This window comes from Martelella alba (genome assembly GCF_005217455.1).
Taxonomy (GTDB): domain Bacteria; phylum Pseudomonadota; class Gammaproteobacteria; order Enterobacterales; family Enterobacteriaceae; genus Acerihabitans.
In genome coordinates this window covers 120,101-132,917 of sequence record NZ_SZPQ01000017.1, presented here as the reverse complement: position 1 = coordinate 132,917, position 12,817 = coordinate 120,101, and the positions used below count along the sequence as shown (strand labels likewise).

Here is a 12,817-nt window from a genome sequence, read left to right as displayed (position 1 = left end):
TAAAAGAAATTATTAATTAACGAATAGAAATACCGGCTAATTGGGCAAAAAAAAACCGCCTTAAGGCGGTTTTCTCTCGTTTGACATTTAGGACGCTTAAATAATAACCGTTGCTTCAGCTTTGCGTGCCGCGTACCAATACCCTGCGCGCCTCACGATACCGTTTCTTCCAATAATCCTCATCAAGACTGGAAATCATGACGCCGCTGGAGGTGGAGGCATGTACGAATTGATCATTGCCGAGATAAATGCCCACATGACGCCCTGTGGAGCCGGCGCGGAACAAGACCAGATCGCCAGGACGCAATTTCGAGCGCTGAATCTTCGAGCCCACTTCCTGCTGTTCCGTGGTGGAACGGGGCAACTCCAGACCGAATTGTTCCTTGAATGTTTTCTGTACAAAAGCCGAACAATCGATACCGCGTTTCGTATCACCGCCCAATCTGTAGCGCACGCCTTTCCAATCGGCGTATTGATCCATAATTTTGGTTTTGATATCCATATTACGGACCATTTCTTCAAATTGGTCCTGAGAGGCTTGCAGTAAAAAATGGTTATCGTTGACTGCATGCATCTCAGCGGTTTGTCTGGAACTCTGAGAACTGCAGGCGGAGAGCAGAATCGCGACCGCCGCTGCGGGTATAAGCCGCAGAACATATCTCATAATAGGTTGAGATTTGACCATTATTAATGTTATCCCTTAAGGTCCTTAGCGACAAAGCCGCTATAAAATGCCAAACGGAACGAGAATAAGGCGCAAAGACTCATCGACCAAATATTATTCATAAATTATGTGGTGTGACTCACATAAATTCATATACCGACAAACGTCGGGTCGCGTCTTTGGCGGCGGGATCCGTTCATCCCAGCCACAGTATCGGTTATGCGTCCGGGAATGAATAGGGGCATCTTGTCTCTTGACGGGAACTTACCGTCAACGGGGCAAAGGCGCTCCCCACAAATTTGTCACTCACCTGCCGTCGCGATGCAATTCGAATTAATTTTCGGTAGCGACTGGAATATCTGTTCGCGAGTACAGCACGTCCGAGGTTACCGTAATGAATAAGGGAAAGCGAGAATTTTTATCGATTATTTTATAACATTTAATGATGTGAATATTTAATGAAACTTAGGTTAAAAATTGGATCATGACAATGCCATTGGCGGTAAGACGGCCTCCGACGGGCTTTTTCATCGTCGGGGGCGCGATTTGCCGCCATTTTGCATAAAGAGACCCGGACGTAAACCGGCCGGCGACATAATTTAATCCTATTGCGCCCGCTTCTCCGGCGACCCCGGCAAATGAAGATTCAGCCAGCCTATCAGCCAATCGCAGGCGCCGGTCAGCATCCACCAACTCAATCCCACCAGCAGCACCGACAACGAACCCACCGCGATATCGGTAAACCAATGGGCGCCTATCATCACCCGCGGCAGCGAGAATACCACCACGATCAGCACGCCGCCCAGGAACGCCCGCAAGCCGAAATATCGCCACATATACATGGCGAAAATCATCAACATCATGCCGTGGTCACCGGGAAAGCTGTTGCTGGAGGCATCCTTGGTGGGAATGGACACCAATTGCGCGATACGCACCACATTCGGGTCATGTTGGAAAAACAGCGTCGGGCTGGCATGACTCACCGGAATCAGGTGGCCCAATTGATTTATCACCACCGCCGACAGCAGCATGACGATACCGATGCTGATAAGGCGGTATTTCCCGCGGCGATCGGCGCGCCGGAAATAGACGTAGTACATGGCGCCCATGGCCAGCAGGGAGATCAGATCGAACGCCCGGTAATTGGTGATGGCCAGTAAAATGGCAAACGCATGACTTCTTACCATTAAATGATTGAAATACATGAAAATAGATGAATCAAGCGTAAACCAGAACCCATGATTCGCAGGCAGATACCAGGAAAAAAACAGCAATACGCCCAGGATGTTCAGGCAAAGAATGGCAGCAAAACGATGCATAAAGCAGCACCTAACCTTCTAAGTTGAATTTGAAATGATAACCAAATTATTTTAAACGTAACTTCAACAGGGCGTTTTGCAAAAGATTCCATTCGGCAGCGGCGGAATGAATCATCTCCAGCCGGCTATCGGGCGGTGGAGCCTGGCGGGTTTCTATGTGCAAATCCGCGCCCTGGCGGTTGACCAGCAAAGCGCCCTCGGCAATACGTACCACGCCTTTGACGCGCTCCACCGGCGCCGTCCGCGCCCATTCCAGCACCCCCAGGGTATCGAAAACGGTTTCAGCATTGAAAATCCAGCCGCAGGCGTGATAATCCTGCCCGCTGCTCAATGCCCGGCGCCAGGGGGTGTTCGGCGGCAACGACAAACTGGCTAGGCCGATTTTTCGCCCGGCGGGGGAATGGTGATGCCGACCCTCGGGCAAAGCCCGCAGGTTACGGCGGGGGGTGTCCAGTAATTCCGGCGCGATATTGCCGCGGGTGGCGGCGATAATCTGCCTGCCGTCGGCGTTTTCCCGCGCCCAGGCGGCCAGCCGCCGCCGATCGTCCTCGTGATAGCTATCTTGTTTGTTGGCAATGATAATATCGGCCGCCGCCAGCTGATCGCGGAAGTTTTCGTTGTCGCGATAGCGGGCCTCGCCCAGTTGGCGGGCATCCAGCAGGCATAGGGTGGCCTGTAACGTCAGCCAGCTTTCGTAGAAAGGGGACGTCAGCAGGTCGAGAATGTGTTTAGGGTGTCCCAAGCCGGTGGGCTCTATCAATAAACGATCCGGCCGGTGTCGTTGTAAAAGGGTATTGAGACCGACTTGCATCGGCAAGCCGTTGACGCAGCACATGCAGCCGCCGGGAATCTCTTTGAGGATAGCGCCGCTATCAGCCAGCAACGCGCCGTCAATGCCGATTTCGCCGAATTCGTTTACCAATACCGCCCAGCGCTCCCCGGCGGGTTTGCTCGCCAGCAAATGCAGAAGCGTGGTGGTTTTGCCGCTACCGAGAAAGCCGGTCACCATCGTGGTTTTCACTGCCATGACGTCATGCTCCTGAGCAAGAAAGCGGGACGGCGGCCGGCCATCGTCTTCATCCTATCGGCGGCGGTTTGCCTGGACATCCAATCAGTCGGCCCGGTTCATATAGCGGCGTTCGGCCACATGGATACGGATTTTCTCGCCGCTATTGAGGTATTCCGGCACCGCCACCACCAAGCCGGTGCTCATCACCGCCGGTTTGGTGCGGGCGCTGGCCGACGCCCCCTTGATGCCGGGCGACGTGTCGACAATTTCCAAATCGACCGTCTGCGGCAACTCCAGCGATAATACCTGGCCGTCCATGGTCAGCACTTGCATGCCGGGAATCCCCCCTTCGGGAATGAACAGCAGTTCTTCCTCGATTTGCTCTTTTTTGAAGAGATAGGGCGTGTAGTCCTCATCATCCATGAAGACGTACTCATCGCCGTCGATATAGGAGAAAGTGACCGAACGGCGTACCAGTTCAATGGTATCGAGGATGTCATCGCCTTTGAAACGTTCCTCGACCTTGAGGCCGGTGCCGACATCGGAAAAGCGCATTTTGTAAAGCGTGCTGGCGCCGCGCGCGCTCGGACTCTGAATAATAATATCTTTTACCAGTAGCAGCTTGCCGTTGTAATTGACGGCCATGCCGCGTTTAATTTCATTTGCTCTAGCCATTAAATGGACCTGTATCAATGAGTCGGGATCTTTGGCGACACATTACCGTTGCCGAGCGCTTCAGGCAAGGGGGGATCGAGGGTGTCGCGCGAGCGTCGCGAATCTACCTCGTGAATGCGCCACATGCAATAACCCGCGCCGGCCAGCATAAACAATGAGACATAAAATACGCCGTGGTACTGCCAGATTTCAGCGATAAGCCCGGCCAGGGAGCCGGCGATAATCCAGCCGACCCGCCCGGAATTGGTAAACAGCGTGGTGGCCGCCCCGGCTTGGCCGGGCATCAGATCCTGGAAATAAATCATTCCGATGCCGGCCAGGATACCGATAAATACCGCATTGAGGCCTTGCAGCGCCAGCAGGGCCGGCGCCTGATGAAAGACGAGCAATCCCAGATAAAACAACAATCCGGCCGCCGCCGAGATCCGCATCAGCAACCGGTTGCCATAGCGTTTGGACACATACCCGGCCACCAGCATGGTGGGGATTTCCAGCCCGGCCGCGGTCCCCATCATGATACCGGCCGTTTTTTCCGGCAGATGCAGCTCATGGATCAGATACAACGGCATATTGATGAGGTACATGCAATTGCAGGTCCACATCAGTGTGCAGGCGGCGAATAAATACAGCGTGTCGCGCCGGTTGCGCCGCGGCGCTTCCATAATCGCGGCGGTTTTCACCGCCGTCTTGCGCATGGACGGCAACGCCAGCCACACCAGACCGCCGCACAACAGGAAAGTGACCGCCGCCATCATATACATCAATGGAAAACCAAAGCCCAGGACCAGGGCGAAGGCCAGCGGCGGCCCCACTACCCAGGCCAGGGAAACCTGGGCGCGCATTATCGAGCTGAACATGACCGATTCCCGGCCGCTGTGTTCCGCATGCTCGCGCGCCAAGGCGAACATCTGCGGATTCGCGGTGGAACCAAAGCTGGTAAGCAGCACGCCGAGCGTGAGCAGCAGGAAATAATGGCGATCAAAAGCGAACAACACGCATCCCAGCGCGCCCAAAACGCAGCATTGGAAAATCAGGGTTTTGCGATCGCCGCGTTGATCGGAGCGACCGGCCAGAAATTGGCTGACCGCAATGCCTATCACGGCGCTGCCGGTATAGAACAGGCCGACCATAACCGGCCGGGCCTGTACCTCGGTGGATAAAAACAGGCTTAACGTAGGCAGTTGCAGCGCGCCGGCAATACCGGATAAAAAAGCGATCACCAGAAATGCCGAGGCGGTCATATCCGGAAGTCGCCGGGGAAGGGCGAGGGGTGAGTGCATCATAAAGTAGATCTGAATCACAAAACGGAGGACGGAAGCATGATACGCCAGCGGGCCGAAAACGAAAGCGCGCGAACGTAAATTAACCGTCAAGAGGGCCGTCGTGGCATTTTTTGCACAAAGGCCCGCCCGGTGAGGTTAACGGATAATGCGGCCAAACGGCCCGGCCGCTATTGCGTCCAAGGCGCTTTCAGCTGTCAGCAACACGGCCTTCCTTTTTATCGGACGGCGTTTCACCTGCGTTTTATCCCGCGTGTTATCTCTTTTTCACGCCGCTATGCCTATGGGCCGTAAGCGTTCATCGTCCGCCGTCAGCAAGGGGAAAACACCGGCGTGGATCTGGGCCGCCCAGGTCGGGTTCTCTAGGCGCCCATCGGCCTTCTCTGGCCCTTATTGTTGTTTTTCAGTCCGTTAAGCGTGACGCCGCGCGTCGCCCTTGGCCAGGGTTACCCGCCAAGACCGCATTTAGCCTCAAAGACGTATCTTTAGGGGGCGGGGGGAGAACGGTCAGGTCCCGCAAGGTTCAGCACGGTTTCAGCCTCGGCTGAAAAAACCGGTGGCGTTCAGCGACATTTTGTTAGAATGTGCGTGGCTTCAAATATCCGACAGGAAAAATCAGCTGTTGCTTGCAATCGGCTTGGCTTCGTCGGAGACTTCCTTGAAACGTTTCAGCGTCATTGTGGGTTTGTCCCGATGGCGAATGGCGCAAAGATTGTCCATACGAGCTGAAACGATTCAATTTCAGCAAGCGAGGAGAATTATGTTCGAGCTGTCAATAAATGAGATTCATCTTGGCGCCCAGGCCCCGGACAAGCGGGAGGCCATCGGTCAAGTGGCCGCGGCGCTGACGCAGGCGGGCTATGTCGCCCAAGGCTACCTGGAAGGCATGCTGCAACGGGAACGGCAGACGTCCACCTACCTGGGCAGCGGCATCGCCATACCGCACGGCACCACCGACACCCGGGATTTGGTGCGGCAGACCGGGGTGCAGGTTTTCCAATTTCCACAGGGTATCGATTGGGGCGACGGACAAAAAGCCTATGTGGTGATCGGCATCGCCGCCCGCTCCGACGAACATCTGGCGCTGTTGCGTCAATTGACCCATGTGCTGAGCGATGAACAGGTGGCGCAACGCCTGGCCGTCACCGACGATCCCCAAGAAATGAAAAGCGTGCTGTCCGGCGAGCGCCAGTCGACGCCGTTGCTGTTCGATGCGTCGTTGCTTGCGCTGGATATCGTCGCCGAGGATATGACCACGCTGAAGGCGCTGAACGCCGGCCGGTTACAGCAAGCCGGCGCCGTGAATGCCGATTTCGTCAGCGATGTGATAACCGGCGCGCCGCTGCATCTCGGCCAGGGTATCTGGCTAAACGATGCCACCCGCGGCAATCTGTCCAGCGGCGTGGCGGTCAGCCGGCCTTTGGCGCCGTTTAGCCTGAACGGCGAAACCGTGGCATTGCTGGTGACGGTGGCCATGACCGATGACCAACCCCTTGCGATACTCAATACGCTGGGCGATCTGGTCCTGGCGGGAGGGGCCGACAGCCTGCTGACGGCCGACGCCTCCGGCGTGCTGGCGTTGCTCAGCGGCGAGGCCGCAGCCCCGCAAGCGGCGCTGAGCGCGGAATTCGTGGTGCGCAACGAGCACGGCCTGCATGCCCGTCCCGGTACCGCGCTGGTGAATGTCATCAAACAATTTGAAAGCGCCATCACCGTCGCCAATCTGGACGGCAGCGGTAAACCGGCCAACGGCCGCAGCCTGATGAAAGTCGTGGCGCTGGGCGTGAGAAAGGGCGACAGATTACGTTTTACCGCGGACGGCGCTGATGCGGAACAGGCGTTGAAAGCCATTGGCGAGGCAATAGCCTCGGGCTTGGGAGAAAGTGCGGCATGAGCAGGCGTGTAGCGACAATTACATTGAATCCGGCCTATGACCTGGTCGGGTATTGTCCCTCCATCGAACGGGGCGAGGTTAACCTGGTGCAAACAACCGGACTGCACGCGGCGGGGAAAGGGATCAATGTTGCCAAAGTGCTTAAAGATCTCGGCATCGACGTTACGGTGGGCGGTTTTCTCGGTAAAGAGAACCAGGACGGCTTTCAGTTGCTGTTCAGCGATCTGGGTATCGCCAACCGGTTCCAGGTGGTACAGGGACGGACCCGTATCAATGTCAAGTTGACGGAAAAACAAGGCGATGTCACGGATTTCAATTTTTCCGGTTTTACCGTGACCCCGCAAGATTGGGAAAGATTTGTCAATGATTCCCTCACCTGGCTCGGCCAGTTCGATATGGTGGCGGTCAGCGGCAGCCTGCCGACCGGCGTTGCACCGGAAGAGTTCACCGACTGGATGGTGAAGCTGCGCAGCCATTGCCCCTGCATCATCTTCGACAGCAGTCGCGAGGCGCTGGTGGCGGGCCTGAAAGCCGCCCCCTGGCTGGTGAAACCCAATCGCCGTGAACTGGAAATCTGGGCCGGGCATAAACTCCCCGGGCTCAAAGACGTAGTGGCCGCGGCGCATGCGTTGCGCGAGCAAGGCATCGCCCATGTGGTCATCTCTCTCGGCGCGGAAGGCGCATTGTGGGTTAACGCGTCCGGCGCCTGGCTGGCCAAGCCGCCGGCCTGCGAGGTGGTCAGCACCGTGGGTGCCGGCGACTCCATGGTCGGCGGGCTGATCTATGGCCTGCTGATGCGCGAATCCAGCGAACATACCTTGCGTCTGGCTACCGCCGTCGCGGCGCTGGCGGTAAGCCAGAGCAATGTCGGCGTCACGGATCGTCCCCAACTGGCCGCAATGATGGCCCGGGTCGAATTAACCCCTTTTAACGATCAGCGGGAGGCATAATGAATATACTGCTGAAAATGGACAGCTCGCTGGGGCAGGCCAGTGGCCACCTGGTGAAAAAACTGCTTGCCGCGGCGGCGCCCGCCGCCGGATTGACCCCGGTCGAGACAGCGGCTGACGCTGAACTGGTGATCTGGGTGGGCGGCGCCGGCCAGGCCGACAACGCCCTGGACGGCAAACGCGTTTATATCGTCGATGCGGCGCAGGCTGCCAGCCAGCCCGCGGCATTGCTGGAAAACGCCAAGACCGGCGCCGTGCTGTACCAGGCGCCGGCCGGCGGCGCGGCCGTCTCCAACGCCGGCGGTCCGAAACGGCTGGTGGCTATCACCGCTTGCCCCACCGGCGTCGCTCATACCTATATGGCGGCCGAGGCCATTGAGGCCGAGGCGAAAAAACGCGGCTGGTGGGTCAAGGTGGAAACCCGCGGCTCAGTGGGGGCCGGCAATGCCATAAGCGATGAGGAAGTCCGACAGGCCGATGCGGTGCTGGTGGCGGCCGATATCGAAGTGGATTTGACCAAATTTGCCGGCAAGCCGCTGTACCGGACCAGTACCGGGCTGGCGTTGAAGCGGACCGCCCAGGCGCTGGACGACACGTTCGTCAAGGCCGAGATTTATCAACCGAACACGAAGCCAGGCGCCGCAGCGTCCGGTCAGGAAAAGAAAACGGCTACCGGACCTTACCGTCATTTGCTGACCGGCGTGTCTTATATGCTGCCGATGGTGGTGGCCGGCGGGTTATGCATCGCGTTGTCATTCGTGTTTGGCATCCATGCCTTTGAGCAGCCGGGCACCTTGCCGGCGGCGCTGATGGCTATCGGCGGCAAATCGGTCTTCGCGCTGATGGTGCCGGTGCTGGCGGGATATATCGCCTTTTCCATCGCCGACCGGCCGGGGCTGACGCCGGGCCTGGTGGGCGGGATGCTGGCGGTGAGCGGCGGCTCCGGCTTTATCGGCGGGATCATCGCCGGTTTCCTGGCCGGCTATGTGGCGAAACTTATCAATAACAAAGTGCCGTTGCCGCAGAGCATGGCGGCGCTAAAGCCGATATTGATCATTCCGTTGCTGGCAAGTCTGGTGACCGGCCTGGTGATGATTTACGTGGTGGGCACGCCGGTGGCGAAAGTTCTCGCTTCGCTGACCGCCTGGCTACAGACCATGGGAACCGCCAACGCCATTGTGCTGGGCGCGATCCTGGGCGCCATGATGTGCAGCGATATGGGCGGCCCCATCAACAAAGCCGCTTACGCGTTCGGCGTGGCGTTACTCAGTACCCAGACCTACGCGCCCATGGCGGCGGTCATGGCCGCCGGGATGGTACCGCCTTTGGGGATTGCCGTCGCCACGCTGCTGGCGCGCAACAAGTTTGAAAAGACCGAGCGCGAGGCGGGTAAGGCGGCTTTTGTCCTGGGATTATGTTTTATCACCGAAGGGGTGATACCGTTCGCCGCCCGCGATCCGTTCCGGGTCATACCCAGCTGTATGATTTCCGGCGCGGTCACCGGCGCGCTGTCCATGTACTTCGGCGCGAAACTGATGGCGCCCCATGGCGGAATGTTTGTGCTGCTGATTCCGGGCGCCATTACGCCGGTGGGCGAGTATCTGCTCGCCATCGCGGTGGGCACGGTGCTGCTCGGCGTGCTGTATTCGGTGCTCAAGCGGCCCGAGGTGGAACTGGTCAAAGCCGCGGCCTGATAATATCGCCGCGTCGATGGATTCGGCGCGGCGGTTCAGACAAAGGTGATTTCGTTCCAGTCCAATTTGGCCAACAGCGTCGACGAACCGTCGGCGCAAAATCCCCGCAAATTCTCCAGGCCGATATCGTAATCAGAGGCGAAATAGCGTAACACATACAAGTCATGTTCCTGTAACAGCCTATCGGCCAAATTGTCGGCCAACCTATCAATATCCGCCAGCGTCACCTTTGCCTGACGTTTTTGCCGCTCAGTGAACAAATCCTTCAGGCAAACCTGCATCCGTTCGTTTAATAGCCTGCCCGATACCGAGGGGCTGTTGTCCAGGCGCAGCGTGTTTCCCGGCACCATTGCGCAGCGCAGCGCATTATCGAGAATCACGATGCGGTTCGGCCGGGAGGCTTCCGTCAGGGCCGCGTCGAGTTGGAAACGGTATCTGCGGTGGCTGACCATAAAAAACAGGCTATTGGCGAGGTCCGCGGAAGAAACCCGCGTCGCGCGAAATCGCCGGCAGCCAGCCAATGCGCCCGATGTGATATCCCCGGCATGATCCTGGGGGGAATTCACACAGAGCACCACGGTGGCGCTGATTTGCCTGTCGTCATAGGCCAACGCTTTGCCATCGGCCAGGGAGCGCAGGTATTCCTGTTCGCTGGTAAAGGCCTGGACATTCTCGGTGGCGGCCTTTAGCCGGAATTCCTCCAGCATTCCGTTCGGGCTTTTATTGAGGTAACACAGGTCTATCAATCGCCAGCGCACGTTTTTAAAGCCCAGATCAGACAAAAACCGATGAATATAGCATTCAAATAACATACCGCCCGATCCCAGCGAGATCAGGGTGATGGGCTTATCGTGGCCAAGGCGCATGGAGATAAGATGTTCGGCCAGTTCGCCAATGAATCGCAGCCGGGTTTCCAGCGAGGATTGCCAGTTATTTTCCAGCCAGCACAGGCCACCCCAGCGGCGATAATGCGCGCCGCTTTGGGAAAATGGCGTGGTTTCCAGGCGAATATGGCGTTCCAGATTGGACAAAACATCTTGTCGCGGGGCGACGGCGGGTGAAACAGAAGCGGAAGCGGAACCAGCGGTGACGGCGGGCAACATAATTATTTCCTTATCAGTGGCGGTCTGTCCCTGATACTCCGCGTTGCGTTAGGGTCAACGCAACGTCCCGAGTATCCCTTTCTCGTCCGGAATTATTCCTGATACCACTTCAATAAAAGCTCATAAAAAAAACACTATGGGTACACGAGAGAATGCGCGACCAGGCAAGGGTGGTCCGGTCGCGGCTAAAGGCGGGAAAAGAATGACGGTCCGGCGGCGTTACGCGTTTTGCCGGGATTTCAACCAGGCGATTTCTTCAGGCCAAATATCGGGATTGATGGTCTCCAGGATCAGGGGAATGCCATCAAAGCGGTTATCGCCCATGATCCAGGCGAAAGCGGTTTTGCCTATCTTGCCTTCCCCCAGGCTGTGATGCCGATCGACCCGGCTGCCCAACTCGCTCTTTGAATCGTTTAAATGCATGCCGCGCAAGTAGTCGAAGCCGACGATACGTTCAAATGCGGCGAACGTGTCGCGGCAGGCGTCTTCGCTGCGCAAATCATAGCCGGCGGCAAAGGCGTGGCAGGTATCGATGCACACGCCCACCCGTTGTTTATCTTCCACCTTGGCGATGATGGCCGCCAGGTGTTCGAAGCGGAAACCGAGATTGCTGCCTTGGCCCGCGGTGTTTTCGATAACCGCCGTCACGCCTTCGGTGTTGTCCAGGGCGATGTTGATGGATTCGGCGATACGGGCCAGGCAGTCGTCCACATCGATTTGTTGCAGATGGCTGCCGGGGTGGAAATTAAGCAGCGACAACCCGAGTTGCTGGCAGCGGAACATCTCATCAATAAAGGCGTCGCGGGATTTTTTCAACGCGTCCGCCACCGGATGGCCCAGATTAATCAGGTAGCTGTCATGGGGCAGAATTTGCTCCGGTGAAAAATGATATTGCTCGCAAGCGGAACGGAATTTGTCAATATCGTCTTTATCCAGGTCGGCCGCTTTCCATTGCCGCTGGTTTTTGGTGAACAACGCCAGTGCCGTCGCCTCGAGTTCGTGGGCGCGCAGTACGGCTTGATCCGCCCCGCCCGCGGCGCTGACATGGGCACCAACATATTTCATGGCTTTCTCCTCGAATTTCGATCGGTTAACATGGTTTGGAACCAGCCATACTACAGTAAAGGGCCGTCCGCCCCAAACCGCAGGAACAGAGTTTCCCATGCATATTACATTGCGCCAGTTGGAAATATTCAGCGAGATCCTTAAAAGCGGCTCAACCACCCAGGCATCATCCATGATGGCGTTATCGCAATCGGCGGTCAGCGCCGCGCTGACCGACCTGGAAAACCATCTTGGGGTAAAGCTGTTCGATCGGGTGGGCAAGCGGTTGGTGCTTAACGAACATGGCCGGCTGCTTTATCCCCGCGCCGTGGCGCTGCTGGAGCGGGCCCAGGAGATAGACCAATTGTTCCGCGAAGGGAACGGTGCGCTGCGCCTGTACGCCAGCAGCACCATCGGCAACTATATTCTGCCGGAAATCATCGCCGCCTACCGACGCGATTTCCATGACGCGCCGCTGGCGCTACAGGTGGGCAACAGCCAGGATGTGATCAACGCGGTCATGGATTTCCGGGTGGACGTCGGGCTTATCGAAGGGCCCAGCCACAATCCGTCGCTTATCACCCAGCCCTGGCTGAAGGATGAACTGGTGGTATTCGCCGCGCCGGACAACCCGCTGGCCGGCAAACCGCTGACGTTGGAACAATTGGCCGAGGCGCCCTGGATTCTGCGCGAGCAAGGGTCGGGCACCCGGGAAATCGTCGATTATCTGTTGCTGGCGCAACTGCCGCATTTCCAGTCGGTGATGGAGTTAGGCAATTCCGAGGCCATCAAACACGCGGTGCGTCACGGCCTGGGCATAAGCTGCCTGTCGCGCCGGGTCGTGGGCGAGGCGCTGGCCCTCGGCACGCTGGCGACCTTGCAGATTCCCCTGCCGCCTTTGATTCGGACCCTTTACCTGGTGCGCCATCGGCAAAAACACCTTTCCCGGGCGCTGGAACGCTTTGAGCGATTTTGCCAGCGCTACGCCCGGTAGGCCGGAAGCGGGAACACCGCCACACGGCGGAGCGGCAGCGCAGAATCTGCTGACTATGCCTTAAAAATAAGCACAAAGCCGTTAAAACTTATAATTACGGCAGAGTTATGAAGCTCTCTAATGATCGTTGCGCGAAACGTTCCCCGCCTGCGTATTCTGTTACAATCCGCCGTCGATTTTGTACGGAATAA

11 protein-coding genes are annotated in these 12,817 nt (G+C 57.4%); 4 read left to right on the top strand and 7 right to left on the bottom strand.

Annotated elements, in window-relative coordinates; genetic code table 11:
- Positions 1 to 115 precede the first annotated feature (115 nt).
- From mepS to FCN80_RS12880, 5 genes are all read right to left on the bottom strand, one after another.
- The gene (gene mepS / locus FCN80_RS12900) at positions 116 to 685 is read right to left on the bottom strand and encodes a bifunctional murein DD-endopeptidase/murein LD-carboxypeptidase (RefSeq protein WP_136990567.1); all 570 of its coding nucleotides are present in this window, start codon (positions 683 to 685) and stop codon (positions 116 to 118) included.
- Positions 686 to 1,269: 584 nt separating this feature from the next.
- Complete coding sequence (locus FCN80_RS12895; RefSeq protein WP_136990566.1) at positions 1,270 to 1,983, bottom strand: phosphatase PAP2 family protein; 714 nt, start codon at positions 1,981 to 1,983, stop codon at positions 1,270 to 1,272.
- A gap of 46 nt (positions 1,984 to 2,029) precedes the next feature.
- Entirely contained in the window at positions 2,030 to 3,010 is a 981-nt protein-coding gene (locus tag FCN80_RS12890) for a CobW family GTP-binding protein (protein ID WP_136990565.1), read from the bottom strand.
- Between the two features lie 84 nt (positions 3,011 to 3,094).
- The gene (gene yeiP / locus FCN80_RS12885; protein ID WP_136990564.1) at positions 3,095 to 3,667 is read right to left on the bottom strand and encodes an elongation factor P-like protein YeiP; all 573 of its coding nucleotides are present in this window, start codon (positions 3,665 to 3,667) and stop codon (positions 3,095 to 3,097) included.
- A gap of 14 nt (positions 3,668 to 3,681) precedes the next feature.
- Positions 3,682 to 4,950 carry a sugar efflux transporter gene (locus tag FCN80_RS12880; RefSeq protein WP_136990563.1) on the bottom strand — a complete coding sequence of 423 codons (1,269 nt, stop codon included), beginning with the start codon at positions 4,948 to 4,950 and terminating at the stop codon, positions 3,682 to 3,684.
- A gap of 757 nt (positions 4,951 to 5,707) precedes the next feature.
- On the opposite strand from FCN80_RS12880, the gene fruB reads away from it, so the two are divergent.
- From fruB to fruA, 3 genes are read left to right on the top strand one after another with little or no spacing between them, the layout of a single operon-like run.
- Positions 5,708 to 6,841 carry a fused PTS fructose transporter subunit IIA/HPr protein gene (gene fruB / locus FCN80_RS12875; protein ID WP_136990562.1) on the top strand — a complete coding sequence of 378 codons (1,134 nt, stop codon included), beginning with the start codon at positions 5,708 to 5,710 and terminating at the stop codon, positions 6,839 to 6,841.
- Complete coding sequence (gene fruK / locus FCN80_RS12870; protein ID WP_136990561.1) at positions 6,838 to 7,791, top strand: 1-phosphofructokinase; 954 nt, start codon at positions 6,838 to 6,840, stop codon at positions 7,789 to 7,791. The genes fruB and fruK overlap by 4 nt, the downstream gene beginning before the upstream one ends.
- Positions 7,791 to 9,485, top strand: coding sequence for a PTS fructose transporter subunit IIBC (fruA, locus tag FCN80_RS12865; RefSeq protein ID WP_136990560.1), 1,695 nt, complete (start codon positions 7,791 to 7,793; stop codon positions 9,483 to 9,485). The genes fruK and fruA overlap by 1 nt, the downstream gene beginning before the upstream one ends.
- 35 nt (positions 9,486 to 9,520) lie before the next feature.
- On the opposite strand, the gene FCN80_RS12860 is transcribed toward fruA, so the two are convergent.
- Positions 9,521 to 10,588 (bottom strand): hypothetical protein, encoded by a 1,068-nt coding sequence (locus FCN80_RS12860; RefSeq protein ID WP_136990559.1) that lies wholly within the window; start codon positions 10,586 to 10,588, stop codon positions 9,521 to 9,523.
- A 219-nt stretch (positions 10,589 to 10,807) separates the two neighbouring features.
- Positions 10,808 to 11,653, bottom strand: coding sequence for a deoxyribonuclease IV (gene nfo, locus FCN80_RS12855; protein WP_136990558.1), 846 nt, complete (start codon positions 11,651 to 11,653; stop codon positions 10,808 to 10,810).
- A gap of 97 nt (positions 11,654 to 11,750) precedes the next feature.
- Here nfo and yieE point away from each other — a divergent pair, with 97 nt between their 5' ends.
- Positions 11,751 to 12,626: a DNA-binding transcriptional regulator YeiE gene (gene yieE / locus FCN80_RS12850; protein WP_136990557.1), complete on the top strand. Its 876-nt coding sequence runs from the start codon at positions 11,751 to 11,753 to the stop codon at positions 12,624 to 12,626.
- Positions 12,627 to 12,817 lie beyond the last annotated feature (191 nt).

What these genes read in the sequence shown, in the direction of transcription:
- FCN80_RS12860 (WP_136990559.1), bottom strand. Translation starts at nt 10,588, where the DNA reads ATGTTGCCCGCCGTCACCGCTGGTTCCGCTTCCGCTTCTGTTTCACCC.
- FCN80_RS12880 (WP_136990563.1), bottom strand. Translation starts at nt 4,950, where the DNA reads ATGATGCACTCACCCCTCGCCCTTCCCCGGCGACTTCCGGATATGACC.
- yieE (WP_136990557.1), top strand. Translation starts at nt 11,751, where the DNA reads ATGCATATTACATTGCGCCAGTTGGAAATATTCAGCGAGATCCTTAAA.
- fruA (WP_136990560.1), top strand. Translation starts at nt 7,791, where the DNA reads ATGAATATACTGCTGAAAATGGACAGCTCGCTGGGGCAGGCCAGTGGC.
- fruK (WP_136990561.1), top strand. Translation starts at nt 6,838, where the DNA reads ATGAGCAGGCGTGTAGCGACAATTACATTGAATCCGGCCTATGACCTG.
- fruB (WP_136990562.1), top strand. Translation starts at nt 5,708, where the DNA reads ATGTTCGAGCTGTCAATAAATGAGATTCATCTTGGCGCCCAGGCCCCG.
- nfo (WP_136990558.1), bottom strand. Translation starts at nt 11,653, where the DNA reads ATGAAATATGTTGGTGCCCATGTCAGCGCCGCGGGCGGGGCGGATCAA.
- mepS (WP_136990567.1), bottom strand. Translation starts at nt 685, where the DNA reads ATGGTCAAATCTCAACCTATTATGAGATATGTTCTGCGGCTTATACCC.
- FCN80_RS12895 (WP_136990566.1), bottom strand. Translation starts at nt 1,983, where the DNA reads ATGCATCGTTTTGCTGCCATTCTTTGCCTGAACATCCTGGGCGTATTG.
- FCN80_RS12890 (WP_136990565.1), bottom strand. Translation starts at nt 3,010, where the DNA reads ATGGCAGTGAAAACCACGATGGTGACCGGCTTTCTCGGTAGCGGCAAA.
- yeiP (WP_136990564.1), bottom strand. Translation starts at nt 3,667, where the DNA reads ATGGCTAGAGCAAATGAAATTAAACGCGGCATGGCCGTCAATTACAAC.